Source organism: Streptomyces sp. NPDC025806 (genome assembly GCF_055558275.1).
The window spans coordinates 443440-469891 of record NZ_JBVHMU010000005.1; the positions used below are offsets into that span (position 1 = coordinate 443440).

Genomic DNA, 26452 nt, shown 5'->3' on the forward strand with positions numbered 1-26452 from the left:
TTCTCATCGGCCTTGCCGCATTCCGGTCATCCCGGGGGTCCTGTTCCCGTTGCCGGACTGAGCGCAATGGGCTGGGACGGGGAGTTTCTCGGAACCGCGATCCTCACGGTGTTCTCGTGCTGCGTCCGCCTGATCGTAGAAGCATCCGGCACACTCGAAGAACGGAGGGCACGTCGCCGGAAGCGTCGCGGCGCGCCCCGCGTTTGACCTTCGCTTCGTCGTTCCCGCCGCGTGGATGACGGAACTGACTTGACGTCAGGGGAGTGGTGGGTGATGCACCTCACGCGACCCAACTGCCGCGCGCGTACAACCCTTCCGGCTCGTTGCCGATCAAGAATGTGCGGCCGCGTTGGCCGTACGTGATGCAGGGCCGCCCGTCCCGTGACCTGCATCCGTCTTTGGATCGTCGATACCGGAGCCTCTTCATGTCCCAGCACTCCCGCAAAAAGCTGACGTCCGGCAAGAAGGTGACCCTCGGCGTCAGCGCGCTGGCCGCCTCAGGGCTCACTGTCGGCCTGCTCGTCACCCCGTCCGCGATGGCGGGCGGGACCGGCGCGGGGGAGGCCTTGGAGCAGAGCAAGGCCGCAGCCGCCGACGCCTCGGCGGCGGAGGATGCCGCGCCCAAGGCCAGGTCCCTGGCCGATCCCACCGCCGACGTCACCGTCGTCTCCGGCATCACCGTCAACGGCGGAAACAGCGCGAGCGTCGGGACGACGAACACGCAGACGATCACCGTGAAGTGGACGGTCAGCGGCGGGGCGACGCTCTACGGCAGCAACGCGTCGCTGTGGCGCGGCACCGACCTCGACAGCGGACTGGAGCAGTTCATCAACTCCGAGCAGCTCGAGGCGGACACCGACCCCTGCGTCCCGTCCGGCGACGCCACGTTCAAGTGCACGGCCACCTTCAAGATCGACCCCCAGAGCGACCTGACGAACGAGGACGCCGGAGCCTGGAAGATCTCTCTCTGGGCGATCACCGAAGCGACCACCGACGTGGACACCGACAACGCCAAGACCTGGTACCTCAAGCGCTGGTCCCGCCTGAGCAACAACGCGGCCCCCGAGCCCGTCGCCAAGGGCAAGACGATCACGATCACCGGCAAGCTGGAGCGCGCCAACTGGGACACCCACAAGTACGCGGGCTACACCCAGCAGACCGTCCGCCTCCAGGAGCGCTCGCTGACCGGCTCGTACGCCACGACCAGCAGCCACAAGACCGGCACCGGCAGCCTGGCGGGCGTCGAGAAGCAGACCCGCACCGCCACCACCGACCGCTGCTACCGCTACAAGTTCGAGGGAACCTCCACCACCCCGCCGGTCACCGCGACCGGTGACTGCGTCGACGTGCGCTGAGCCCACTGCCGGGCTGACCCCACAGGGCCGGCCCGGCGGCGGGCCCATGCTCACCCCCGTGCCGGCCGGCGGATCTCTCGGACCGGTGCGGGCTGCCCCCGCTCGCGCCCGGACCGAGTGGGGGCACCTGAGAGTGGGAGGGACATGCGTGTGACTGATCAATATGACGGCTCGGGCCGCGATCTCGTACTCGTGGGTGGATCGAGCTCTGACGATGTCGCCTTTGTTCACCGTGAGGCGCTGCGTGTCCTGCGTTCCGGCATCGACGCCGCTCACCTGGACGCCTACAGCGACGACGCCTGGCCTCCCGGAGTTCTGCGTTCCTATGAACGCGCGCTGTCCCTGGCCGGCCAGGCGGTGACGCACGGAACGCGCAGCCGACGCGATGACCCTGGCATGGGCATCGACATCGACGTCCGTGACGACGCGCAGTTCGAACTGCTGCTGGACCTGGTTCCCCATACGATCCACGCCGAGGGCTGGCGAGGGGACCAGTTGGTCTTCAACACCAGCGATTCGGGAACCGCACTGTGGATGACCGTCACGCATACACAGGAGGCAGCACTCCGGTTCCGACTGGAAGCGCAGGGAATCCTGTGGAGCGTACTGGCCGTCCAGCCTCCCGGCCGTTGAGAAGCACGCACGGTGGGTCGAACTGGGCCCGTGCGTGGACGAGGAGCAGGACGTGATCGACGTCCGGGCCGCCGGCGCGGGGTGGGGATGGGGTTAGCCGGCGGGTGAGTCGCTGGCCTTGCTCACCGGGCTGACCTCCATCTTCCCGCCGTCCTCGCCGTCGGTGACGGGGAGGCTGCCGGCCGGCCACTTCAGGGTGAAGGGCTCGGTCTCGTTCGGGGCGTGACCACCATGTCGGTCAGCCGCACGCCGGAGCCGCCGGTGTTGTTGACCGGGTACGTGATGTTGAAGGCGGCGGTGTCGCCCTCCTTGAGGGTCTGCGGTGTGGCCTGTTCGCCGTTGCGGTCCACGGAAATGGTGTCGCCCAGGGACGTCTTGATGTCGACACCCGGGAAACCGCTGATGCGGCAGTCGGCGCCGGCGACGTTCTTGAAGGTGACCGTGACAACGCCGTTCGTCTCGTCCGTGGTGTTGTTGGCGGCGGTGGCGTCAAGCACACCGGAGCGACACATGTCGACCTTGCCCTCGCTGGTGGCACCGTTGCTGGTGTCGGCGCCCTGCTCGCTCCCGCCGGTGCCGGCGCTCTGGCCCGCCTGGTCCGCCCCGCCGGTGCTGTCTGCCGACGCGGTGGGGCTGGTCTGCGTGCTGTCCGACGCGTTGTCCTCGCCGTTGCAGGCGGTCAGGGTGATGCTCAGGACCGCGGCCGCAGCGGCAAGGACGCTCGTGCGAGCGAGGGTGCGGGTCATGATGATGTTCTCCAGATTCCGGTGCAGCCCCCCGCGTCGGCGGGCTACTTGTAATCACCACCTTGCCCGGCGTCGTCGCCGTTTCGTCGCCTTCCCGCTGCTGCGTGGTCGTTGTCCGGATGCCTCGCATGATCCGGATGGTGTGGCGAGGGCGCGTTTTCGTCATGCACCTCGAAGGAACGGGGCCACCGTGCTGTCTTCGATGTTCGGTGCCGGCGAGGAGACGGCGACCGTCCACCTCGGCCGACTCCACGTCGCCGACGTCTTCCTGTGGTGCGCCTGCTCATCCAAATGAAAGCCGGTTGCCCACTCGCTGAAGCGAACAGGGCGCGAGGCACATCTGCGGCTCCCCTTCCGGGCCCGCCGATGGTTGTGGGGCCGGGCGACACTGCGCACCGTCAAGCCTTCACCCACGCCCACGCCATCGAGACCGGCAAACCCTGAAGCGACGGGGGAGGGGAGCCTAGTACTCGCCCGTCCGGGGCGGGCGTGCTGTTCGCGCGGCAGCGGATGCGGCCGGAGAATCCGGTGGACCCGTGCCCTGGGGCCGCTCCGGATCCGATGGTGTGTGCCGCGTGCGTCCCGTCCAAGCGATGCGCTTTGGTACAGGAGGGCGCGGCGATGTCACCGAACGCACCCGGCTACAGCCTGGCGGGCTCCGGTCCGGGCCATGCCGCCCGGTGGTCCCGAAATATTCCGGACGATAACCTTAAATACATACATAACCGTCATTCGTGTACGGCAGAAAGCGGATCGGAGCGCGTTGCGGAGGTGGCAATGCGGGCACCTTGGGAGACCTTGGTCGCGGGGCCGGCCGATGCGGAGCGATCGGTTCTGCTCCTGCCGGGCGGGGCCTGCGCGGCCCGGTCGTACGACCTGGTGATGGCCGAGCCGGCACTGTCCGGCGTCCGCCTCGTGGCCACGACGCTTCCCGGCAACGCTGGCGCGCCGCTGTCGGAGGACGTGACCATCCCCGCGCTGGCTCGTCGCGCCGGTGAGCTGGCGCGGGAACACGACTGCGACGTGGTCGCGGGATTCTCGCTCGGGGCGACGGTGGCTTTGGAGATGGTGCTGTCAGGGCGGTTCCAGGGCCCGGTCGTACTGCTCGGGATCAGCTTGACGACTCCGGACGAGTCCAGGTTCTTCCGGACTGTCGTACGGGCATCGCAGAGGGTCGGCAGCTGGCCGACGGCGCTGATGATGGGACTCATGCCGCTCATGGCGAGGTCCGCCAAGACGCCTCAGGCGCACAAGGACGAGCTGATCGAGGACTTCAAGCAGAACAGGGCCGCCGATGTGGTCCGTGTGACCGGCGATTATCTCGACTACCTCGCCGCGGGCCGGGACCCGGCCACCGAACTCGCCGCGCTGGACACCCTTGTGTGGATCGTCCACGCCGAGAAGGGGGACGGCGGGCTTACCAGTGCGGAGCGCGCCACCCTTGAGTCCGCTCCCCACGTATCCGTGGTGACGATCCCTGGCGCGGTGTTCCTCCTGCCGGACGTGGCGCCGCGGGAGACCGCCGAGGTCATTGCCGCGGCCCTCGCACGTGGCTGAACAACTCCCAGGTATCGGTCACGTTCCGTGAGGTGCCCGGGCTGAACCGCTACATGTCCTACATGGCCGACGCCTCCCACCCCGCGCCTTCCTCGCCGGCCCGTCCCGGATCGCCGTTCTCGCGCTCACCCGAAGCCGGAGGAGTGTCCGTACCCTCCGCGACGTGACTACATCGGCAAGGCTTCCCCTCGGGGCAGTCGGACGGTTCGAGTGTCAGGACGCGGACGCGACGTTCAGCCGCCGACCTTTCCGGCGTCGATGCGCCGACCACGCGAAGTGTCCACCACGACGGGGATGCCGTCCGGGATCCGTCCTTCGAGCCGGTCGAGCAGGGACTTCACCGGCGGGAGTTCGCCCGGGGTGCGAACGTGGATGTACATCGTCCGGGAGGCGGCGTCGACACTCGTGACGGACGCGTCCGGCTCCTCGGCGAGCCACTGTTCCGCGGCGTCCTTGGTGCTGCCGGTCCAGGCGTTGAGCAGCAGCGTCGTCGCGGTGTTGGCCGTCAGTGGAACGAGCACGACGACGAACAGCAGAGTCATGGCGGCAGATGCCCTGCCGGCTGGGCGTCCGGCCGCCTTGTCCGCCTCCGCGGCGTAACCGAGCGATGCGAAGACCACCATGCCGGCGAAGACCAGGGCGAAGAGGTTCGACACGAACAGCGCCAGCGCGCCCAGGGCCAGCCATCCCGACAGCTGCCCCAGACACACCCCGGTCACGACGAGCGGCGGGACGAGGGAGATGGCGATCGCGACGCCGGGCAGCACGGCGGCGACGTCCCGGCGGGCCAGCGCCACCGCTCCGGCGAAGCCGGTTGCCAGGGCGGCGATCAGGTCCATCAGGCCCGGCGAAGTCCTCGAGGAGATCTGACTGTTCGACAGCAGGTCGTAGTTGCTGGGCAGAAACACCGACATGACCATCCCGAGCGCGACCACCAGCAGGCCCGCGAGGAGGACGACCGTGGCCGATCCGGTGCGACGGCGCAGCACCGATCCGAGGGCGATGCCCATGATGGGTGTGGAGAGCGGGGCGATGATCATGGCGCCGATCACGGTCGCCGTCGAGTCCGTGAGCACCCCGCCGGCCGCGATGATCGAGGACAGCGTCAGCATCGTCCAGAAAGCAGAACGCTTGGACGCGGTGTCCCCGGTCGACAGGACGAGATCCTGTGTCAGTTCGTCCAGCGAGCGGCGCTGAGCGGCCGGAAGAACACGGGCGCGAACCTTGCTCGTCATGCGTCCAAACAACCACGACGAGGAGGGCTTCGGCGGGCAGGACACGAGCAGATGATTCCGGCTTCAGCCTGGGGCTCAGCGGAGCATCTCCTCCTTGGCCTACTGGGTACTCCGTCTCGCGCTGGCCCATGCCCTTGCCCTGGGCCAGGACGTGGACGATCACAACGAGGAAGGGGGCCGGGATCACGAAGACGAGCCATCCCGTCTTGGCTCCGCCGCCGAGGTCGTCGTCCTTGAAGATGTCGCCGATGACCCGGAAGAGCAGAAGGATCCACAGGAAGTCGTGACGTGCTTCGTCGTCACCGAGCTCCCACCGGAGTGAGTGACTGAGGGCGACCGAGGTCCGTGGACGGACGGCGCGAAGGCTGGTTCAGCGGCCGAGAATGCGGCTCTTCTGGGCCTCGAACTCGGCCTCGGACAGCACTCCTTGTTCCTTGAGCTGCGCGAGCTCCTTCAACTGGGCGATCGTGGCGTCCATCGTCTCCCCGGCCTGCGGCTCGGGTGCGGCCTGCGGCGCGCTGTAGACCTGCTGGGGAGCCGACGTGGCGGCGCGCTCGTAGTCCTGCTGCGCCCAGCGGCCGGCTTGTCGGCGCGACACCCGGTTGGACACGGCGGTGGCGGTACCGGAGATGATCGCGGTGCGCGCGACACCGCGGAGAAGACCAGGCATGACGGATTCCTTGTCGTCGGTCGGCGTGCTGCCGTCAGGAGGCGGACCGGGACTCGGCGGCCTCCAGGCTCGCCAGGAGGTCCTCGGCCGGGATCCTGCCGTTGGCCACCATGCGCGCTCCGCTGCGGCGCAGGGCAGCCGCGAGGGGCGCGGCCCACAGGTTCTCGTACACGAGGACGCCCGCGGAGCTGCCGGGTTCGAGGACGGCGGCGGCCTCCTGAAGGTCGTCCTCGCCGAGCAGCCCCGATGAGGCTCCCTCGAACACGGTCAGGTCGAGTTCCCCGTCGCCGTCCAGGTCCTTGACCTCGACGGCGATGACCGAACCGTCCTCGTCCTTGCGTACGAAGGCCAGGTCGAGGACGCGGATGATGCTCCGGTCGACGAGATCGAGCAGCAGGGGCAGGCCTTCTCCCGTCATGCGATTGCCCGGGAACTCCAGGATCAGGTAATCGACGGGTCCCATCTCGGAGAGTTCGTCGTCACTCATTGCGACTCCTCGCTGGCGGCTCTCCGCCTCCGACGGTACGGCGAAACGGCCCCCCGCCGGCACTCATGGCCGCTCTCATTCCAACACCGCAGGCCTCCACACGCACCTTCGTGGCGGCCGGGGATGGCCTCCGTCAGGTGAGCTCGTAGAGGCTTCTGCCGACCAGCCAGAAGCCCACCGTCAGGGACAGCACGACGACGGCCTGGTCCTGGTGTGTCGTGATCGCACGCATCAGAGCTTGCAACCGGGCCTGGGCCAGAGCGGGCCGGAACGCCGCGTGCAGCTCCATCGCCAGAAGGCTGGAGGTGGACAGCAGGCAGTAGAACATCAGCGTCAGCCAGGTGACCGCCTGCGACAGGTCGGCGTTCACCACGGTCGCCGCGCCCGCCGCGACCATGCCCCAGGGCTGGAGCAGAACGGCCATGCCGGCGGCCGACCACGCCGAGGCGTTACGCAGCTTTCCGAGCCAGGCCGGCTCCTGCCTCGGACGGCGCTCCTTGCGCTGTTTGTAGGCGCCGAACAGGACGAGACCGGCCCCGATGGCGAGCTTGAGGGCGAGGGCGGCGGTTGACGGAGCACTGTGTTTCTTGGGCGGTGACCCGTCGGTGAGGAGCAGCATTCCGGCGATCACCAGCACCAGGCACGCCAGCCAGGCGAGGACGAAGACCAGCCCTTTGAGCAGCCCTCTGTCGCCGGACAGCAGAAGGATCAGGGCCATGGCCGGCAACGGGTGGAGCGTGATCGCCAGGCCGATGAGGATCATGTCGAGTGTCATCTGCGGGCGCTCTCGTCATCGGGGCCGCGGACGTGTCGGCCGAACCCACCCAGCCACGAATCGGCGGTGGGCGCGAAAGGTGGATGCCCATTGGAGCGAGCGGCCCCCGAGTCCACGCCACCCGTTCAGCGGACGCGCCGCCCGAGGGCCGGGCGGCGCTCGTAGCGTCCAAAACGGGGCCTCCACAGCAACAACGGCACCCCGGCACCCGGGAGCCACGACAGCCCCGGCCCGGACCGCGAGATCAACTGGCTCCCCGCACCCGAGGGCAGCTTCAACGTGTTCCTCCGCCCGTGCCGGCCCCGGCAGTCCGCCCTCACCGGCTACGCCGACAGAGGCAAACCCTCCAAGGCCGGCCGCCGACACGACACCTGGGACACCGCACCGTGAGCGAACGCGTCATCACGGCCCAAGAGCCGTGCATTCCTGTTCCTCGACTCCCACCCCGGCGGCTGCGAGCAGCTGGCGGACGAGATGCGGCAAGGCCGTCCCGGCCGCCGGTCCGCGCGCCGCCGGCCAGCGCTCAGCGCACAGGCCGGTAGGTCGCGATGATCACGCCGCTGCTGGTGGGTTCGGCGCTCACCAGTTCCAGCTTCTTCAGAGAGGCGTCGTCCTCGAACAGCTTCTTTCGGCCCTCGCCGGCCACCACCGGGTGGATCAGCAGTACCAGCTCGTCCAGCAGATCCAGTTCCAGTAGGGAACGCACCAGCGTGGGGCTGCCCGCGACGGTGATGTCCTTGCCCTCGCCGGCCTTGAGCTTCTCAATCGCGGCCGTCAGATCGCCGTTGACGAGGGTGCTGTTGGCCCAGTCCTCCACGCTGTCCAGCGTGGACGAGACGACGTACTTGGGCGAATCGTTGATCCACTTGGCGAAACCGGCGTCCTCGCCGCTGGTCACCGTCGGCCAGTACCCGGCCCACTCGGTGAAGGTCACCCGGCCCATCAAAATCGTGTCCGCGGTCGCCAGCGCCTTTCCCAGCGCCGCGCCCATCTCCTCGTCGAAGGCGAACTGCCACTCGTTCGGCGACTGGACGACACCGTCGAGCGAGATGAACGGACTCGAAACGACCTTGCGCATGATTCCTCCGTGATGAGTTCCGGGCCCTCTGCCCGGTTACTGCCCGGGGCCCTGCCACCGGGACGAGCCGACCCCGTCGGCTACGCCAGGAAACCTACGCGGGCACCGAGGACGAGGGCTTGTACAGAAGCGACAGGGGCTCGGTCACATCCGGACTGCTCAGTCGAGTGGCGGTTCGGCCGATGTACCGGGTCAAGGACCGCGCCAGATGCGGCTGGTCGAAGTAGCCCAGCCGGTGCACGACGTCCAGGGCCCGCGCACCCTCCTGGATCAGTACCGCCGCCTCACGGGCGCGATGGATCTGCCGGATGGCGCCTTGGGTGAGACCCGTCGCCGCGACAAAGCGGCGCTGCAGGGTGCGCTCGGAGACATCGGCGGCAGCGCCGTCGAGCACGGCGGGCACGATCGGGTCGCAGTCCACGATGCCCTCACGCACCATGCGCCGTACGAACGCCTCCGCATTGTCGTAATCGGGCGGGTGCCAGCTCGAGCCCTTCAGCCAGACGGAGCGCCGTGTCACATCCGGGATCTCCGCGCCACCCCCCACGAGCCGGCCGACCGGGATGTGCGGCATCGAGGTACCCAGCGCAAAGCTGATACCGAAGAACGTGGCGTCCTTGGGGACATCCGCCAGACATGCGCTGGGTTCCGGTCCCATGACGGCCGCCTGGACCTGACCGTCGTGCTCCCAGAAGACGAGCTCCCAGTGCGATGCCGCGATCGACATCATCCGGCCCACTTCGTCACTACGGCTGCGCCACACCCGCTCGATGTACGGCAGCTCCGACGGCCTGCTCTCGATCTCCAGACCCAACCGGATCCCCCCCCGTTCAACGCAGCCGGAGCCGCCAGTGTGCCACGCCGTCATGACGGTCAGGCGGCCCGCGATGGACCGGCGCGGATCGGTCCGACCGAACATTTCGCAATTCTTGTTGCAGTCGCGGGAGGATGTCCGGCTGGCAAGAATGGCGCTGGGTGCGGTTCCATTGAAGGGGTGAGCGATTCGATCTCGCGAGCCGCTGTGCTCAGTGGCTGTTACGAGGGTTCGGCGTAGGCGATGTGGATGCCGCAGACGGTGCAGCGGAAGAGCATCGCGGTGGCGCTTTCGCCGAGGTGGGCGAGGAGTACGGCAGGTCAGCGGGGCAAGGTGCCGTCGGGGGCGGGCGGTATAGGGGTTCGAGTACTGAGCTGATGGGTGAGGGCGTCTCCGAGAGCGGAGTCGAGCGGGCCGGCGTGGTCGATACCGAGTTGGGTGGCCAGGTCCGTGGCGTGGAGACGAACGGCGGCCTCCAGGAGTCGGGCGTACGCGTCAGCGGCGCTACGTAGGCGGTGTCTAGCGGACAGGGCGAGCACAGCGGCGAGCGGAGCGGCCGGCCACCACCATGCACTCAACGGTGCGTAGAGCAGGGCCCAGCCACCCAGAGTGGTCGCGCGGTTGAGAGCCTGTTCGGCGGTGGTGATCTCGTCGCGAGTGATCTCGGGCAGTGTCAGCCACAAGTGGGGCCAGAGCACGGGCAGGTCCAAGTGGTGGTCGCGCTCTAGGCGCACCGCGACGGCATGAATGCGGTCGCCGCTCCATGTGGGCCGGTTCGGCTCCTCGGACGCTATGCGCTGCAGCGCCCGGTGTGCGGCCATCCGCGGCGAGGGATCGGTTCGGCTTCCGCTCCTGGCCAAGCTGGCGGCATCAGCGTTGAGTTGTTCCCAGTAGTGGTGCGTGGCGATGGTCCATTGGGCATGGCGCCGAGCGACGCGGGCACGGGGCCACAGCCGCAGAGGGCGTGGCCAGGCGTGCCAGTCCGCGGCGAGAGTGATGCGCTGAATCAGTGTTCCCAGTCCTTGGGCGGCGAGACCGGCTACAGCGGCAGCGGCGAGGACGCCGGTGAACAGTACGACTTGGCCGCCGAGTGTGCCGGCGGAGGTCCGGGCACATTGAGTGAGCCAGTCGGTGAGTCGACGGTGGTCCAGGGCGTGAGCCTGGCCGAGGACATGGGCGGTGGTCGCGGCTGCCAGGTACAGAACTCCTGGGAGAACCAGAAGCGTCATCCAGCGTTCGGCGAGCTTCTGCCCCAGGGCGTTGAGGAACCCTGGCACAGCTACAGCTGCTCTTTGTGCAGGGGCTGGCCGCTTATCCGACAGTGAGGCGTGTCCGAGTCGCTGGGCCAGCTGAAGCGGGAGCATCGTCCCGTGGGGCACAGCAGCACCCACCTGTCGGGCGGAACGGAGTTGACCCCGAGTGGGCTCAAGCCGCGCGTGCCACCATGGATGCCCACGGCGTCGCCCGCGGCGAGGAGGGCGTGGTGGAGTGCGCTCAGGTGTTCCGAGGGATCATCCCCGTTGCTGAGCGCCGTCAGCACGTACTCCAACGGAACGGCGCCTTCGGGACAATGTGTCTCGAGAGCGCGACGAATTTGGTCCAACTGTCCACACACGTACGCCACGTCCTCACGTGTGCCCGCACCCTCTGTGCGCCGACCAGACACTCAACACCTCCACAAGTCCTGGGACAACATGACGTTGTGGTTCGAAAGCTTGCTGGACGGGGCAGCTAGCCGTCTACGCTCGGAAGGGACGAGTCACTCTCCTCGGGGGAATCAAGGGGGATTCATGGGGGAGTCAGAGAGGTTGCTGGCCGCGGTCCGGGCCAGAGTGGAGCAGGCTCGACAGGGAAACCTGGCGGCGGTCTCGGATCCGGCGGCGCTCGGCGAGGCGCACAGTTTGGCCGCGTCTCTTCCCGATGATCCGCAAGCCGAGCACACTCTCGGCTGGTTCTACTGCTTCCGGATGGCCGCGATTCACCCCGCTCCGGTCGAGGACGACCTCGCAGCCGCGATCAGATACTTCAGCAGGCTTTTCCTCGCGGGACTTGACGACATCCCACAGTCGTTGTTGTCGCCCATCGCCGAGTTAGTGGCTCCCACCGCGCTGGATGCGATTCAGCGCCTTCGGGCCCAACGGAGACCGGCGGATCTAACACTCGCGGCGGACTGGTCGAGACGCGTAGCTGGCCACCTGCCCGAGGGACACCGCCTTCGCGGCTCCTACTTGATGATTCTCGGGGACGTACTGGACCGCCGGTTCGAGCTCACGGGAGACCTGCGGGACACGGAGGAGGCGGTGGAGGCATACCGCGGTGCCGCCCGCGCGACCTCCGACGACCATCCCCATGCAGATGTGCCGCTCCTGACCCTCGCCGGCTCGTTGAGAAAGCGGTTTCAGCGCACAGGGGATTTCGCAGATCTGGACCACGTGCTGGAGGCATATCGCGATGCCGCGGCAGTCATGCCTGACGACCACCCCAGTCTCATGGCTCACCTGGCGCAACTCGGCAGCCTCCTGGAGATCCGTGCCGAGCGCACAGGAGATCTGACGGACTTGGACGAGGCGGTGGAGGCTTACCGCGGTGCCGTCCGCGTGACTCCCGAACACCATCCCCACCGAGATGCGCCGCAGTGCGCGCTCTGCACCACATTGATGCGGAGGTTCGAACGCACAGGGGATTTCGCAGACCTGGACGACGTGGTGAAGGCATATCGCGATGCCGCGGCAGTCATGCCTGACTCCCACCCGGCTCGCGGGGCTTTCCTGGCCGATCTCGCCACAGCCCTGCAGATCCGTGCAGAACGCACCGGAGACCTGGAGGACCTGAACGAGGCCGTGGACGTGGGCCGCTTCGCCGTGCAAGTCACCCCCGAGGGTCATCCCAGCCGCGCCATGTATCTGTCCGGGCTCAGTGCCGGGCTGAGTCAGCGGTTTCGGCGTGCCGGGGACATGAGAGACCTGGACGAGGCGGTCGACGTGGCACGAGCCGCGATCCAGTCCGCTTCCGACGATCACCCCCGCCAGGATGCCCCTTGGGCCAACCTCGGTTCCGCACTGCAGGCCCGGTACGAGCGAACCAGGAGTTTGGAAGACTTGAACGAGGCCGTGGACGCGATCCGTCGCGCGGCCCGTGCCACCCACCACTCCGACTCCGATCGGGGCATGAACTGGTCTGCCCTGGGCGTCGCCCTGCAAGCCCGGCATGAGCGCAGCGGGAACGTGGCCGACTTGGAGGAGGCCGTGGAGGTGGGCCGAATCGCCGTGCAGCTCACCGCTGACAATCATCCCAACCGTGGCATGTATCTAGATACTCTCGGCTCCGCTTTGCGAGCCTGGTCCGAACAGACCGGCGACACCGGGGCACTGGATGATGCGGTGACGGCATATCGCTCCTCCGTGAGTGCCACCCCACGAGATCACATCAATCGATCCTCGGCCCTCTCCAACCTCGGCGCCGCCCTGTTGACCCGCTACAAGCACACCTCAGATCCGGCGGACTTGGATGAGGCCGTGGACGTGGGCCGAGCTGCTGCACAGGCCATCCCGGACGACCACCCCGATTGCGCCACATACCTGGCCAACCTTGGGACTGCCCTGCGGTTCCGCTTCTCGCTCACGGGCAGTTCGAAGGACCGGGACGAGTCGCTGGCCGTATGGGGGCGCATTGTCGGTCTGCGGGAGGCCGCGCCGTGGCTACGGATCCGTGCAGCGCGGGCAGGTGCGGATTTGGCGGCCTCCTCGGATCCCGGTCTGGCCGCAGATCTTCTGGAGAGGGCAGTGTTGACACTGCCGGAAGTGGCCCCGCGCCGATTGCAGCGCGGAGACCAGCAGTACGTCCTCGGCCGCGACGCCGACGGGCTTGCCGCGGACGCGATCGCCCTGGCCCTCGCAGATGACGGCGTCGATGCGCAGACACGGGCCGTTCGCGCCCTGCGCTTGGCCGAAGCCGGGCGCGCCGTGCTCAATTCCCAGATGCTGGACACGCGCAGTGACTTGACCGGCCTGCGCGGGCAACACCCGGCTCTGGCCGAACGGTTCTCCAAGCTTCGCGAGCTGCTTGACCAGGACCTCACGGACACCACTGCCTTTGCCGGAGCCGGCGGGCCCGGCGGACCGGTTCTCGATCGTCATCGTCTGGCGGCGGAGCTGGAGGAGTTGCTGGCACGCATCCGAGGCTGCGAAGGGTTCACCGATTTCGGCCTGCCGCCCAGCTTCGATGATCTCCTGGCCCAGACCGCCTACGGCCCCGTGGTGACGTTCAACGTCAGTGGTTACCGCAGCGACGCGCTCATACTCACCCGCGACGGTGTCACCTCGTGCGCGCTTCCGCAGCTCACCATGAACGCGGTCCGCGAGCAGATCAATGCGTTCTACCAGGCGCTGGGCCAGGCGACAGCGCACGAGGGCGACCGGATCGCTGCCCAGCAGACGTTGCGTCAGGTCCTCGAATGGCTCTGGGAGGCTGCAGCCGAACCGGTTCTCTCAGCCCTGACGGATCTCGGTGTGGGGGCCCCACCGCCTCAGCGCAGGGAACCTCTGCCGAGAGTGTGGTGGGCCCCCGGCGGGCTCCTCGGGCTGCTGCCCCTGCACGCTGCCGGTTTCCACACCGACCCCGAGCGCGGGCTCCACCGCCGCACCGTCCTGGACCGGGTGATCTCCTCGTACACCCCCACCATCCGCGCCCTGCGCCATGCCCGTCGGCATCAGCGCCGACCTGCCGACGCCGCCCGGTCCCTGATCGTCACCATGCCAACCACCCCGGGCCTCAATCCACTGCCGCACGCCCCTGAGGAGGCCCGCCGCATTCGGTCCCTGCTCCCCGGCCCGATACAGCTCACCGAACCCGCACCCGGCAACGGCGGTCTCCCGCCGAGCGCCGAAACCCCCACGACAGCTGCAGTCCTCGCCCATCTCCCCCAATGCGCCATCGTCCACTTCGCATGTCATGGCACCAGCGACCGCGCCGACCCCTCTCGGAGCCGACTGCTCCTGCACGACCACTCCACCACGGCGCTGACCGTCTCTGCGCTTGCTCAGGTCAAGCTTGAATGCGCGCAGTTGGCCTACCTCTCCGCATGCAGCACCGCTGACCCCGGCAGTGCCGACCTGCTCGACGAAGCGATTCACCTCACCAGCGCGTTTCAGCTCGCCGGCTATCCCCATGTCGTGGGCACCCTGTGGCCCATCGACGACGCCACAGCCGTCGAAATCGCCGAATCCTTCTACACGCAGTTGAATACGGATCCGTCCGGCACACTCGACACCGATCAGGCTGCGTCAGCCCTGCACCGCACCGTCTGTGCGGCACGCGACCGCTACCCGGCGACCCCTTCGCTCTGGGCGGCCTACCTCCACTCCGGCGCCTGACCGGCGAGTACGCCATGTCCGCTACCCTCCGCTCGTGCTGCGGGGCCCGCCACCCGGAGCTTCCGATGAACTACACGGCCGAGGCTCCGGCCGTGTGGGACCCGGCCTTCGCCGACGCCGACGACTGCCTGCTGTCCGCAGCCCAGTGCGTGCTTCGCGGACAGCACTTCTTCGTCAAGGGCATGATCGAGATACCGGTCATCGGCAGTGACGAGGTGTTCTCCTGGGGCGTCTGGGTCTCGCTCAGCCGCGAGAGCTTCTCCAGGGCTTTGGACCTGCGGGATACCCCCGGCCGCGAGGCTGAGGAGCCGTACTTCGGCTGGCTCACCACCGAACTGCCGGCCTACCCGACCACCCTCAGTCTGAAGACGCACGTGCACACCCGTCCGGTCGGTGAGCGCCCCTTCGTCGAGCTGGAGCCCACCGACCACCCCCTCGCCGTCGAACAGCGCACAGGGATCACCCTGGACCGCGTGCGGGAGATCGCGATGGCCGTGCTCCACCCCAGCGCGGACCAGCAGCAGTGACCGGCCGGCGCGACGAGCGGGGACTCCACGGCGGCTGAGTCGCGGGCACGGATCGCACTCCTGTTGGCGCCGTGAGCGCTTGAGATGGCAGCGCAGGGTACGCGTGTGGACGCGCCGACTCGCGGTCGACCTTGAGCTGCCGCGTCGACCTCGAAATCGTCCAACGAGCCCCAGGGACAGGGGATTCACCCCGATCCCGAAACGCTGGACGGTCGAGCGAACCTACGGCCGGCTCATGTTTTGTCGCCGCCCTGCCCGCGACTACGAAACCCACCCGCACCGCTCCGAAACCATGATCCACCACGCCCCGACCGATCTCATGGCTCACCGCCTCACCAGTGAGAACGTCATCTCCTGGCGCGACCCGACACCAACGCGCCAAAGCTGCATCCCGGGATGAAACAGCAAGATGAAACGACCTCTCAGTCGATGACCGATCAGCTGTGGGCGGGTCGGGTCTCGTGAGGGGACCGAGCCGTCACGGACACCCTCCAGCAAGCCGTCGCCCGGTTCGTGCACCAGGGCGAACCGGGCTGGACCCCGTACACGACAACCCAGCGCACCACCTACCTGTTCGACGAGCAGTCCCGCGACGTGTCCGACCCGAGCCGGCCCCGCCGCCTCGCCTGGGACGGGCTTCCGGACTGCTGAAGCGCGGTGGAGCCGGGCCCGCTACACCAGCGTCCCGCCCGGATCCCGGTACACGGTGTCGAGCGCGAGCGACGCGCCGCCGCGCGCCGCCGCGCTGAACCCGAGCGTCGAGGTGAGCACGGTGCAGCCGCCGGCGCCGGGGGCCATCACGCGCTCGGTGAGTTCCTGCTGCACGCGCGCCGTCAGGTGGTCGGCGAAGTAGGTGAACCAGCCGCCGAGGACGATCGCGCGCGGGTTGAGGATGTCGGCGAGCGCCGCGAGGCCGAGCGCCAGGCCGTCGACGATGCTGTCGAGCGCCGCCGTGGTGGCCGGATCGCCCGCGTCGGCGCGGCGGCGGAGTCCCGTGAGGCGTGCCTCCAGGTCGACCGTGGCGTCGCGCACCGGATCGTCGGGTGCGGCGGCGAGTTCGAGCAGTGCCCGCAGGCCGACCAGGGTCTCCCAGCAGCCGCGCCGCCCGCACGCGCACAGTTTCCCGTCGGGCGTCAGACGCATGTGGCCGATCTCGCCCGCGAAACCGGCCGAGCCCCGCAGCAGCCGCCCGTCCGAGATGATGGCGCCGCCGATCCCGGTCTCGCCGGTCACGTAGATCAGATCGTGGATGTCGGCGGCGGCCGCGACCAAGTACTCGGCGACGGCGCCGAGTTTGGCGTCGTTCTCCAACGTGACCGGAGGGCCCTTCGGACCGAGGCGTGAGGTCAGGCCGCCGACCACGTCGACGTTGCGCCACCCGATGTTGGGCGCGTACGACACCACTCCGCTGTCGCGCTCGATCACGCCGGGCGCCGCGACCGTCACCGCCACCGGGCGCATTCCGCGGCCGCGCAGCGTCCGGCAGGTGGCACGGATCACGTCCGCGGTGCGGTCGAGCGCGTCCTCGGCGGCGATTCCCCGGACATCCAGGGCGATGTGGCGTTCGGCGGTCACCTCGCCGCGCAGGTCGAGCGCGATGAGCAGCAGGTAGTCGGCGCTGATCTCCAGGCCGATGCCGCAGATGGTCCGTCCGTCGATCTCCACGGTGCGGCTCGGCCGCCCCACCGAGCCGTCCCTGGCCGTGTCGCCCTCGCGCACCAGACCCCGCTCGACCAGCTCGGCCACCAGATTGGTGATCGTGGCCTTGGGCAGCCCCGTGTCGGCCGCGAGCTGTGTGCGCGGCCGGGGTCCCGCATCGCGCAACAGCCGCAGCACCAGGCCGAGATTGGCGCGGCGCAGCGAGGCGCGGTCGCCCGGCCGGTGCGCCGGGTCGCCTCCCGGATTGCGTACGCCCGGTCCCCGCAGATCTGCCGTCACTCGCGCTCTCCTCGCGTGCTCACTCGTGCTGCCCGTCAACGTACGTGAGTGATCGGCCGTGCGGTGAGGGGCCCACCTGGACGACGGAAGTTTCTCGCCTCACCCCGTTGACGAGGAAGTATTAATTTTGGATCCTAGCCGAACTAATGGCGGGTGCGGTCCTGGAGCCCGGCGACGGAGGCGATGACGAAGGTGCGCAGCACGAAGACGGCCGGTGCGACGTCCGCCCCGGCGCACGCAGAGCCCCGCGACGGCACACGAGCCCGCCTGCACGTGCGGCACCAACTGCGGCCCGGCCACGATCTCGCGGAGCGGGCCCGGGCCCTGGCGAAGGTGTGCCAGGAGAACGAGGTCGACGAGGTCGTCCTGCTGCTCGGCGCCGAGGAGGCGTACACCGGCCACCTCTTCGGCGCCGAGGAGGAGACCTGGTTCGCGGCGGCGGCCGAGGCCCGTACGGTGCTGGCCGCAGCCGGCCTCGACGTCAGCCTCAACCCGTGGGTGACGGTCGGGCACGCGGACCGGGGCCGGACGGACCGGCTCGGCTTCGCCCCCATGGTCTCGCCGAGCGGCCGGCCGGCCGCCGCCCAGGCCTCGTTCGCCTGCCCGGTCTGGCGCTCCTGGCTGTACGCGCACTACGGGCGCTTCGCCACGCTCGGCTTCCGGGTGCTGTGGGTGGAGGACGACTTCCGCTTCCACAACCACGCGCCGCTGGACTGGGGCGGCGGCTTCGAGCCACTGATGCTGGACCGCCTCGCACGGCTCGTACACCGCGAGGTGACGCGGGAAGAGGTGGTGGCGGCCGTCACCCGGCCCGGACCCCCGCACCCCTGGCGGGCCCTGCTCCAGCAGGTGTGGCGCACGGCCCAGCTCGAAGTCGGCGCAGGCCTCGCGCAGACGGTCGCGGACAATTCGCAAGGGACCACCGCGCTGGGTCTGATGAGCTCGCTGCCGGCCATGCACTCGGTCGAAGGCCGCGACTGGGACGCCCTGTTCGGCGCCCTCTCGGTCGGCGGCCGCGTCACGCACCGGCCCCACTTCGCCCCCTACTCCGACACCCCGGCCCGCGCCCTGACCTCCGCCGTGTGGTCCCTGGAGGCCCAGCGCACCCTGCGGCCCACGCACGTGGCCTGCGAACCCGAGATCGAGAACTGGCCCCACACGGCCTGGTCGAAATCGGACACCCAGACCTGGTCCGAGATGGTGACGGCGCAGCTCGCCGGGGCTGACGCGCTGCTCCTCAACGTGCACCCCAGCACGGCCGGCCACCCGGACCGCCACCCCCGGATCGACTCCCTCCTGCGCCGCTCACGCCCGGCCCTCGACTGGCTCGCGCACCGCCGTACGGGAGAAGCGGAACCGCTCGGCGTCGGTCTGCCCTGGCGCCCGGACACCGCCGCGCACCTGGGCACGGACCGCGGCACCCTGCATGAGCTCGCCGCGGACCCCGGGCCGGCGGCGGACTTCCTGCTCGGATACGGCGTGCCCGTCACATCCGGACCGGCACCGGTGCAGGCCCTGTTCGGGCGCTGCCCCGCCGCCTTCGACGACGACCAACTGCGGGCGATGCTGCGCGGCGGACTGCTCCTGGACGGCGTGGCCGCGCAACGCCTCACACAGCGCGGGTTCGCCGGACTGATCGGCGTACGGGCCCGCGTGCACGGCCGCGAAGAGCAGGTCCAACCCGGACCGTACGCCGTCGAGCAGGTGACCGGAGACGCGGAAGCCGTGCTGAGCGTGGACGTGCAGCCGGCGCTCGCCCGCCTCGACGCACTGCCCGGCGCCGAAGCCGTCACCGAGGTCTGGACACCGGACGGCGCGTACTGGGGTGTGGGCCGCTCGCACTTCGTGAACGCGCTCGGCGGCCGGGTCGCCGTGCTCGCCGCGACAGCCCCCGCCGACCTGGCCCGCCGCGACCTCGGGCAGCGACTGCTCCACGCGACCGTGCGCTTCCTTGAGGGCGCGGAACCGAAACTGCCGCTGGTGCACGGCAGTCCGCACCTGATCCCGCACGCCGCCCGCAGCGGCGACCTCGTCCGGCTCGCGGTCGCGAACGGCAGCGCCGATCCCGGCCGGGTACGCGTCGACCTGCCCCCCTCCGGAGCCCTGCCCGACCTGGTGCGGGCCACCGTGCTCGCCCCGCTGGCCGCAACCGCCCCGGTCCCCGCCGCCGCGTCCGGCGGCCACCTCGAACTCGGGTCCGCACTGCCGCACCGCGGCTGGGCGGTACTCGAATGGCGGCCCGCCGCGAGCCGATAGCGGGCCGCCGAACCCCCACCCTCCCCTGAAGCGAGGAGTACCTGTGCCATCCCGTTCCAGAGCACGAGCCGTGAGCGCCATCGCCGCGGTCGCCGCCCTGCTGGCAGGTGCGGCGCTGTCATCCCCGGCAGCGGCGGACAGCGCGGAGCCGACCTACTCCGTGCGCGTCGGGGCGCTGGGAAAGTGGAACAACCCCGACGACACCCCCGCCGCGACGTACATCGACAAGGACGGCACCTTCCACTACCAGTCCGCGCACGCCCTGTACGCCGCGAACGACCCGCGCAAGTGGTCCTTCTACACAGGGACGGACTTCGACTCCGCCAAGCTCGACACCGCACTGAGCGGGGCCGTGAACCCGGCCGACTCCCGCGACCGCAACGACGACACGACCTGGCGCTGCAACAACAGCCCCACCGGCCGCGCGGCGACGTACGCACCGGACACCTCGCACTACTCCCAGAAGAACTACTGCGACCTGGTGGGCGTCTGGGTCGATCCCGACACCGGCGACTGGTACGGCCTCGTGCACAACGAGTTCACCCCCAGCCCCTTCGCTGACGGACTGCACTACGACGCGATCGACTACGCGGTCTCCAAGGACCAGGGCCGGACCTGGGACATCAAGGACCACGTCCTGACCTCGCCGTACAGCACGAAGCGCGGCGACACCGAGGCCTTCCCCAACGACCTCTACTACTACGGCAACGGAGACCCGCGGCTGTTCGTCGACACCGCTTCGGGCTACTTCTACGTCTATTACAACTCCCGTGCCATCCCCAAGGGCGGGGTCTCGGGCGGCTGGACCGACGGAAGCCGCGGGCACGTGGCGCGGGCGCCGATGTCGGCGAAGATGGCGCCCGGTTCGTGGAAGAAGTGGTACGACGGCGCCTGGTCCCAGCCCGGTGTCGGCGGCAAGGAATCCAACATGGAACCGGTCGACGCCGACCACCCGAGCGGCTACACCCCCGTCGAGCACGACTACGACCCGTCGAACGACGGCACCGTCGCCGAACAGGTCGCGGCAGGCGAACTCCCCGCCAAGTCCGACCTGTTGACGATGAACATCGTCTACAACGCCTACCTCGGCCTGTACATCGGCCAGCCCGAGGCGGTCGTCCAGGACAGCAGCGAACCACAGCGCTTCTACGCCACCGACGACCTCGCCACACAGAAGTGGAAGCTGATCGGGGACACCGGCTCGTACAAGACCGGCTCCTGGTACCGCTGGATGCTGGACTCGGTCAACAAGACGGGCTCCACCGTCGTCGGCAAGAACTTCCGCAGCTACTGCTCCTGGCAGTGCTCGGGCGGCGGCAGTGGCGAGTACTACGAGACCTCGATCGGGACGGATTCCCCTGCCACGCCGGTCACCTCGGGCGCCACCTACACCATCACGAACGCCGACGGCCGCGCACTGGCGCAGTCCACCGGCGACGACACGACCTCGCTGCCCGCCGCGAACGGCTCCGCCCGCAGCAAGTGGACCTTCACCGCCGACGGCGACGGCTCGTACCGCATCGCCAACGCGGACAGCGGGAGGCTCCTCGGGGTCGACTCCACCAGGAAGTCGGGCCGGGCCTGGGCGGCGAAGCCGACCGTGACCGCCGCGCCCAAGGGCGGCCCGTCCGTCGGCCAGCAGTGGTTCGTGATCCAGGGCCGGGACGCCTCGGGCCGGCCCACAGGCACGTACAAGCTGGTCAACCGCTACAGCGGCCTGGTCATCGGGATGTCGGCCGACGCCCGCCGCGCGGCCGAGACGACCCCGACCCGCGCCTGGACCGACACCAGCGGCTCGGCGGTGGGCGGCGGCCGGACCCCGGCCGAACAGACCCTCACCCTCGACCGCGTCGGCTGAGCCCGCGCACGACTTCACCCCGCAATATCTGTGCTGGTTCACCCCGCAATATCTGTACTGGCGAATTTAGGATTCAGGTCGACGCACATACAGAATTACTGCCGCCTCAGGCAGAGCCGGAAATTTCGGTGAGCCTGAGGCGGTGGGCGCGTGCTACTGTCGTTCTCAGTTGCAGTTGTGGTTCCCAAAATTCACGGCCTCCCGACGGGATTTATTCCGCCGGGATGAATCTGAAAATGCCGGCTCATTTGCCGGTCGGGGCAATCATCGCGGCGACACGGCTCCGCACGGTGCGGATGCCGATGCACTGCCCCGAAGGAGAATGACATGGCTACAGGTACCGTGAAGTGGTTCAACGCTGAAAAGGGCTTCGGCTTCATCGAGCAGGACGGTGGCGGCGCTGACGTGTTCGCCCACTACTCGAACATCGCCGCCCAGGGCTTCCGCGAGCTGCTCGAGGGCCAGAAGGTCAGCTTCGACATCGCTCAGGGCCAGAAGGGCCCGACGGCCGAGAACATCGTTCCGGCCTGACGCGACTGAAGCACTCACTTGCAGCTGGGGCCCGCATCCTTCGGGGTGCGGGCCCCAGCTGCATGCACTTTGGGGCCGTGGCATCGAAGCAGGACCCTCCGGGTCTGTTCGATTTACGTGTCCCGCCCGGCGTATGCGCGCCGAATTTCTGTGGAGCGAGTCACAGAAGAAATCGGCCGGCGCGGGCTCCTCATGATTTGGGAGTCTCGCGCAGGCCTCACGCGATCGTCTTTTTCGTCGCGTCTCAATCGGCCCCTTCTTGTGACCTTCCGCACTGCTCGACGCCGCGGGGATTCCTTGATGAGTGCCGGATCAAGGAAGGTTCCGCATGAACCGCACACGTACGACCACCGGCTTCTCCCGAACGCGTGACACCGGCCGAACCGGCCCGAAGAACTCCGGCGCGCCCCGCACCGGTCACCCGGCCGGCCGCCCCGCCCGGACACCGGGAGAGTTCGCCCTCCCCGTGACGATCACCCCCGCCCTGCCCGCTGTGGAGCGCTTCGCGGATCTCGACCTGCCCGGGGAGCTCCTGTCCGCGCTAGGCGCGCAGGGCCTGACCGCGCCGTTCGCGATCCAGGCCGCGACGCTGCCGAACTCACTCGCGGGCCGGGACGTCCTGGGCCGGGGCCGCACCGGCTCGGGCAAGACCCTCGCCTTCGGCCTGGCCCTGCTCGCCCGCACCGCCGGACGCCGTGCCGAACCCCGGCAACCGCTCGCCCTCGTCCTCGTACCGACCCGTGAACTCGCGCAGCAGGTCACCGAAGCGCTGACCCCGTTCGCCCGCGCGGTGCGACTCCGGCTGACCATGGTGGTGGGCGGCATGCCGATCCGGCGCCAGGCGACCGCGCTGCGCGGCGGAGCCGAGATCGTCATCGCCACGCCCGGGCGGCTGGCAGACCTCGTCGACCGCGGATTCTGCCGCCTGGACCAGGTGGCGATCACGGTCCTCGACGAGGCGGACCAGATGACCGACTTGGGCTTCATGCCCCAGGTCACGGCGCTGCTCGACCAGGTGCGCCCCGGCGGGCAGCGCATGCTGTTCTCGGCCACGCTCGACCGCAACGTCGACCTGCTCGTGCGCCGCTACCTCAGCGACGCCGTGGTGCACTCCGTCGATCCCTCCGCGGGAGCGGTCAGCACCATGGAGCATCACGTGCTCCATGTCCGGAGCACCGACAAGCACGCGACCACCACCGAGATCGCCGCGCGCGACGGGCGCGTGATCCTCTTCCTCGACACCAAGCACGCCGTCGACCGCCTCACCGAGCACCTCCTGGGCAGCGGAGTGCGGGCCGCGGCCCTGCACGGCGGCAAGACGCAGCCACAGCGCACCCGCACCCTGAACCAGTTCAAGACGGGGCACATCAGCGTGCTGGTGGCCACCAATGTCGCCGCGCGCGGCATCCACGTCGACAACCTGGATCTCGTCGTCAACGTGGACCCGCCCAGCGACCACAAGGACTACCTCCACCGCGGCGGCCGCACGGCCCGCGCCGGCGCGTCCGGAAGCGTCGTCACCCTGCTGACCCCCAACCAGCGCCGCAGCATGACCCGTCTCATGGCGACAGCCGGGATCGTCCCGCAGATCACCCAGGTCGGCGCCGGCACGCCCGATCTGCACCGCATCACCGGCGCGCAGGCTCCCTCCGGGGTCCCCGTCGTCATCACCGCACCGCTGACCGAGACCCGCCCGGGCGGCAGGAGGCGCGGGGGCGCGGCATCCCGCCGGCGCCGCCCCGCCGCGGCCACCCCGAGAGCGGCCGCGTAACAGCTTCATGATCAGGAAACTGGCACGTCACTCCAGGAGGCACCTATTGACCCTCGTCCAGATGCACCCCCGCCCGGCCCGCAGCACGGCGCTCGAGACCGCCGACCCCCTCGACCAGGCCGGGCCGCAGGTCTGGGACGCGATGACCGTCGAGGTCGCGCTCTCCCTCATGGCCGCCGCCGGCACCGGACACCTGGTCATCTGCGACGAGGACGGCTCGTACACCGGGCACGTTACCCTCGCGGGGCTCACCGCGGTGCGGGAGAGCCCTCGGTACACCGACCGGACCCGCCTGCGCGACATCGCCGCCGGCTCGGGACTCTTCCCGCCGGTACAGCACACGGTGTCGGGCCCCGGCCGCCTTGCGAGTCACCGGAGCGTCCTCGCCCTTCCCGCCCACCTGTGAGGCATCATGCGCTGCGTCATCGCCCGTTTCCCGTTCGACCTGACGAAGAGCGGTGTGCTCGAGTCGATGAAGGGCGTCAAGCCCGAACCGGCCACCGGTGACCTCGTCGTCATCGGCCGGCGCCATTACCCCGCCAAACAGGTCGGCCAGATCATCACCCGCCAGGACCGCCGCGACTTCAGCTCCGGCGAGGTCGTCAGGGCCATGGTGCAGCTCGGCTTCACCTGCCGTACCGCCCCCACGGCCCCGCCCGGGCCTACCCCCGGACTCGACCCGTACCAGCGGGCCTCCGCACTGCTCGGTTCTCCGCCGGCCCGTCTCCGGTACGGCCAGGTGTGATCCGAACGAAGCGGTGAACTCCGTTCGGCACACACCGGCAGGGCCTCTCCGACCGAGCACTCAGGCCCGGGGCTTCACTTCTGCGCCCCCTGCGGGCTTGCCGGAGGTACGCGTGGTCGCGGCGCGCAGCCACTGGAACGTCCAGGCCGAGGCCTCCTCGCCCGGGCTGGGGCGGGTCGAGACGAGCAGCGTCGAGGTGTCGTTGTGCACCAGGGCAGTGAGGGCGAGGCTGCCGCGGGTGGTGGTGACGGTGCCGCGCAGTTCGGCGTCGTACGGGTCGAGGGTCCAGTCGACGCCCGTGACGTCGCCGGCGAGAGTGAGGGTGAAGTAGCCGATGGGCAGGCGCGAGAAGCCGATCCCGCCGCGCCATTGGCCGCGCTGGTCCTCGACCTCGGTGTGGCTGAGCATGAGCTTCAGCGTGTTCGGCGTACCGCCCTGATAGAGCTGGACACCGAGACGGCCGTTGGCGAGGAACGGGGCGTCCTGCCAACCGGTCGGCAGGCGACGCCAGTTCATGGCCGCGGCGCGCGCGGTCCGCTCGTACGGATCGGAGCCCGGTTGTTCCGGGGCGCCGGCCCACGCGGTGGGGGAGGCCACGCTCCAGGTCGCGGCCGTGGCCGTCGCCGTGGTGGCGGCGATGAAGTGTCTGCGGGTGAGTCGGGGCAGGCGAACTATGGTCAGATACATGATGGTTGTTCCGATCCATGAACTCGTGCTCCCCGCATGGTGCCCGCACCCGCCGCGCACCGGAAGGCCCCGCGCGTGACTTTCGGCGTCACAAATGCCGCAGACATCAGAGGGCTCGGGTCACGGCAGGGTGCCGGCCGTCAGGGGGAGCAACTGCCAGGGCCGATATCGGAAGTGCCGGCAGGCGGGGTCGACGGTGGGGCTGCAAGGATGCGGTCATGGCGCAGGTTCTGAGTCGGCAGGAAGCGTCGGAGGCGGTCCAGGATCACGGGTGGCGCTACATGCTGGGCGCCTTGCAGACGTCGGTCCCGGTCAGCACGTTGGCTCAAGCGATCAGCTTTGCGGCGGACGCTGTCGCAGTGTGCGGCGACGAGGCCGATCGTCATCTCCAGGTCGATGCCCGCCCCGATCGGGCCGTCTTCACACTGCAGTCGCTGGTCCACGCGGCCGTCACTGCGCGGGACATCGAACTCGCGCATCGGATCTCTGCCACCGCTCGCAAGTCCGGGTTTCTGCCGGGGCCCGGCCTCGGCGCGGGGGCACCTCGGTCCGTCCAGGTTCTGGAGATTGCGATCGACGCCCTGAACATCGCCGGGATTCGACCGTTCTGGAAGGCGGTGTTGGGCTATGCCGATGAGGCCGGTGCCGAGGGGCCGCAGGATCCGCTCGTCGACCCGGTCCGGCAGGGCCCGGCCGTCTGGTTCCAGCAAATGGACCGCGCGCGACCGCAGTGCAATCGCATCCATATCGACATCAGCGTTCCGCATGACGAGGCACGCCGGTGGATCGAAGCCGCGCTGGCGGCTGGGGGCCGACTCGTGTCCTCGACCCGCGCCCCTGCCTTCTGGGTGCTTGCCGACCTGGAAGGGAACGAAGCCTGCGTCACCACGTGGCAGGGCCGAGACGGCTGACACAACGGGCCGGCCGCAGCCACTCGCCGCGCTTGTCGCGGTGCCGCGTCAGCTCAGTCGGCGTCCGCCCTGCCGATGAACCAAGCCAGCACGGCCACCCCGACGGGCAGCGCGACAAGGTAGCCGGCGAGGACACCGATGCCCTGATCGGCCGACGCGGGAAAGGCCCAGTTCGCCACTGCGGCCACGAGCAGTCTCGCCGTCACCAGGGCGAGGAGAGCGGTGACGGCGGCAAGCCGGCGGGGAGGGCTCGCCTCGTGGTACAGCTCGATCGCGGGGCTGATCGCCAGGACGCATGTCACGAAGCCGACGAATTCGGTGTCGGGCAGCCATCCGAACGGCCACCCCACCAGAGCGACCAATCCGGAGATCGCGAGGCCGGCCAGCTCCAGCCCGACGGTCGACGACACCGGATCCCACACGGAGCGTCGGACCGAGCCGCTCCCACTGCCCTCTTCATCGGCCACATCGTCAGAGTAGCCATCGGCAGGGCGCACGTCGCCTGT

The 26452-nt window shown here is 69.3% G+C and carries 25 protein-coding genes and 1 pseudogene; 15 read left to right on the plus strand and 11 right to left on the minus strand.

Going from position 1 to position 26452, the window contains the following annotated elements; all coding sequences use genetic code 11:
* Window positions 1-425: 425 nt before the first annotated feature.
* A complete protein-coding gene (locus ACZ4E1_RS14905) occupies window positions 426-1355 on the plus strand; it encodes a calcium-binding protein (RefSeq protein WP_467539448.1) in 930 nt (309 codons plus the stop codon).
* A 144-nt stretch (window positions 1356-1499) separates the two neighbouring features.
* Window positions 1500-1988, plus strand: coding sequence for a hypothetical protein (locus tag ACZ4E1_RS14910; RefSeq protein WP_467539450.1), 489 nt, complete (start codon window positions 1500-1502; stop codon window positions 1986-1988).
* A 191-nt stretch (window positions 1989-2179) separates the two neighbouring features.
* Here ACZ4E1_RS14910 and ACZ4E1_RS14915 read toward each other — a convergent pair whose 3' ends face one another.
* The gene (locus ACZ4E1_RS14915; protein WP_467539452.1) at window positions 2180-2734 is read right to left on the minus strand and encodes a DUF4232 domain-containing protein; all 555 of its coding nucleotides are present in this window, start codon (window positions 2732-2734) and stop codon (window positions 2180-2182) included.
* A gap of 621 nt (window positions 2735-3355) precedes the next feature.
* Between ACZ4E1_RS14915 and ACZ4E1_RS14920 the strand changes: the two genes are divergently transcribed.
* On the plus strand, window positions 3356-4291 hold the full coding sequence (locus ACZ4E1_RS14920) for an alpha/beta fold hydrolase (RefSeq protein WP_467539454.1): 936 nt from the start codon (window positions 3356-3358) through the stop codon (window positions 4289-4291).
* Between the two features lie 233 nt (window positions 4292-4524).
* Here ACZ4E1_RS14920 and ACZ4E1_RS14925 read toward each other — a convergent pair whose 3' ends face one another.
* Window positions 4525-5526, minus strand: coding sequence for a TIGR00341 family protein (locus tag ACZ4E1_RS14925; protein WP_467539456.1), 1002 nt, complete (start codon window positions 5524-5526; stop codon window positions 4525-4527).
* A gap of 94 nt (window positions 5527-5620) precedes the next feature.
* On the opposite strand from ACZ4E1_RS14925, the gene ACZ4E1_RS14930 reads away from it, so the two are divergent.
* Window positions 5621-5848, plus strand: a complete 228-nt coding sequence (locus ACZ4E1_RS14930; RefSeq protein ID WP_467539458.1) for a hypothetical protein — start codon at window positions 5621-5623, stop codon at window positions 5846-5848.
* Window positions 5849-5896: 48 nt separating this feature from the next.
* On the opposite strand, the gene ACZ4E1_RS14935 is transcribed toward ACZ4E1_RS14930, so the two are convergent.
* The 6 genes from ACZ4E1_RS14935 to ACZ4E1_RS14960 all read right to left on the minus strand — a co-directional run bounded on the left by ACZ4E1_RS14935 (window position 5897) and on the right by ACZ4E1_RS14960 (window position 10171).
* Window positions 5897-6196, minus strand: coding sequence for an SHOCT domain-containing protein (locus ACZ4E1_RS14935; RefSeq protein WP_467539461.1), 300 nt, complete (start codon window positions 6194-6196; stop codon window positions 5897-5899).
* 34 nt (window positions 6197-6230) lie between these two features.
* Window positions 6231-6683, minus strand: coding sequence for a DUF6325 family protein (locus tag ACZ4E1_RS14940; RefSeq protein WP_467539463.1), 453 nt, complete (start codon window positions 6681-6683; stop codon window positions 6231-6233).
* A gap of 133 nt (window positions 6684-6816) precedes the next feature.
* Window positions 6817-7458: a GAP family protein gene (locus ACZ4E1_RS14945; RefSeq protein ID WP_467539466.1), complete on the minus strand. Its 642-nt coding sequence runs from the start codon at window positions 7456-7458 to the stop codon at window positions 6817-6819.
* Window positions 7459-7981: 523 nt separating this feature from the next.
* Window positions 7982-8536: a dihydrofolate reductase family protein gene (locus ACZ4E1_RS14950; protein WP_467539468.1), complete on the minus strand. Its 555-nt coding sequence runs from the start codon at window positions 8534-8536 to the stop codon at window positions 7982-7984.
* A gap of 94 nt (window positions 8537-8630) precedes the next feature.
* On the minus strand, window positions 8631-9350 hold the full coding sequence (locus ACZ4E1_RS14955; RefSeq protein WP_467539603.1) for a helix-turn-helix domain-containing protein: 720 nt from the start codon (window positions 9348-9350) through the stop codon (window positions 8631-8633).
* A 320-nt stretch (window positions 9351-9670) separates the two neighbouring features.
* Window positions 9671-10171 (minus strand): hypothetical protein, encoded by a 501-nt coding sequence (locus ACZ4E1_RS14960; RefSeq protein ID WP_467539471.1) that lies wholly within the window; start codon window positions 10169-10171, stop codon window positions 9671-9673.
* A gap of 969 nt (window positions 10172-11140) precedes the next feature.
* On the opposite strand from ACZ4E1_RS14960, the gene ACZ4E1_RS14965 reads away from it, so the two are divergent.
* The 4 genes and pseudogenes from ACZ4E1_RS14965 (at window position 11141) to ACZ4E1_RS14980 (ending at window position 15900) form a co-directional block, all read left to right on the plus strand.
* On the plus strand, window positions 11141-14722 hold the full coding sequence (locus ACZ4E1_RS14965; RefSeq protein ID WP_467539473.1) for a CHAT domain-containing tetratricopeptide repeat protein: 3582 nt from the start codon (window positions 11141-11143) through the stop codon (window positions 14720-14722).
* 65 nt (window positions 14723-14787) lie between these two features.
* Entirely contained in the window at window positions 14788-15249 is a 462-nt protein-coding gene (locus ACZ4E1_RS14970; protein ID WP_467539475.1) for a DUF2199 domain-containing protein, read from the plus strand.
* 95 nt (window positions 15250-15344) lie between these two features.
* Window positions 15345-15649 (plus strand): annotated as a pseudogene (locus tag ACZ4E1_RS14975) (IS5 family transposase); the annotation flags it as partial.
* A gap of 113 nt (window positions 15650-15762) precedes the next feature.
* Entirely contained in the window at window positions 15763-15900 is a 138-nt protein-coding gene (locus tag ACZ4E1_RS14980; RefSeq protein WP_467539478.1) for a hypothetical protein, read from the plus strand.
* A 21-nt stretch (window positions 15901-15921) separates the two neighbouring features.
* On the opposite strand, the gene ACZ4E1_RS14985 is transcribed toward ACZ4E1_RS14980, so the two are convergent.
* Window positions 15922-17187, minus strand: a complete 1266-nt coding sequence (locus ACZ4E1_RS14985) for an ROK family transcriptional regulator (RefSeq protein WP_467539480.1) — start codon at window positions 17185-17187, stop codon at window positions 15922-15924.
* A 183-nt stretch (window positions 17188-17370) separates the two neighbouring features.
* Here ACZ4E1_RS14985 and ACZ4E1_RS14990 point away from each other — a divergent pair, with 183 nt between their 5' ends.
* The 6 genes from ACZ4E1_RS14990 to ACZ4E1_RS15015 all read left to right on the plus strand — a co-directional run bounded on the left by ACZ4E1_RS14990 (window position 17371) and on the right by ACZ4E1_RS15015 (window position 24348).
* Window positions 17371-19443: a hypothetical protein gene (locus ACZ4E1_RS14990; RefSeq protein WP_467539481.1), complete on the plus strand. Its 2073-nt coding sequence runs from the start codon at window positions 17371-17373 to the stop codon at window positions 19441-19443.
* 70 nt (window positions 19444-19513) lie between these two features.
* Window positions 19514-21301, plus strand: coding sequence for an RICIN domain-containing protein (locus tag ACZ4E1_RS14995; protein WP_467539483.1), 1788 nt, complete (start codon window positions 19514-19516; stop codon window positions 21299-21301).
* 327 nt (window positions 21302-21628) lie between these two features.
* Window positions 21629-21832, plus strand: coding sequence for a cold-shock protein (locus ACZ4E1_RS15000; protein ID WP_004986771.1), 204 nt, complete (start codon window positions 21629-21631; stop codon window positions 21830-21832).
* 328 nt (window positions 21833-22160) lie between these two features.
* Window positions 22161-23603 (plus strand): DEAD/DEAH box helicase, encoded by a 1443-nt coding sequence (locus ACZ4E1_RS15005; RefSeq protein WP_467539485.1) that lies wholly within the window; start codon window positions 22161-22163, stop codon window positions 23601-23603.
* 46 nt (window positions 23604-23649) lie between these two features.
* Window positions 23650-24009, plus strand: coding sequence for a CBS domain-containing protein (locus ACZ4E1_RS15010; RefSeq protein ID WP_467539488.1), 360 nt, complete (start codon window positions 23650-23652; stop codon window positions 24007-24009).
* 6 nt (window positions 24010-24015) lie between these two features.
* Entirely contained in the window at window positions 24016-24348 is a 333-nt protein-coding gene (locus ACZ4E1_RS15015; protein ID WP_467539491.1) for an SCO5918 family protein, read from the plus strand.
* A gap of 60 nt (window positions 24349-24408) precedes the next feature.
* On the opposite strand, the gene ACZ4E1_RS15020 is transcribed toward ACZ4E1_RS15015, so the two are convergent.
* A complete protein-coding gene (locus ACZ4E1_RS15020) occupies window positions 24409-25035 on the minus strand; it encodes a hypothetical protein (protein WP_467539494.1) in 627 nt (208 codons plus the stop codon).
* A 218-nt stretch (window positions 25036-25253) separates the two neighbouring features.
* On the opposite strand from ACZ4E1_RS15020, the gene ACZ4E1_RS15025 reads away from it, so the two are divergent.
* On the plus strand, window positions 25254-25946 hold the full coding sequence (locus tag ACZ4E1_RS15025) for a VOC family protein (protein ID WP_467539496.1): 693 nt from the start codon (window positions 25254-25256) through the stop codon (window positions 25944-25946).
* A 53-nt stretch (window positions 25947-25999) separates the two neighbouring features.
* On the opposite strand, the gene ACZ4E1_RS15030 is transcribed toward ACZ4E1_RS15025, so the two are convergent.
* On the minus strand, window positions 26000-26413 hold the full coding sequence (locus ACZ4E1_RS15030; protein ID WP_467539500.1) for a hypothetical protein: 414 nt from the start codon (window positions 26411-26413) through the stop codon (window positions 26000-26002).
* Between the last annotated feature and the right edge of the window lie 39 nt (window positions 26414-26452).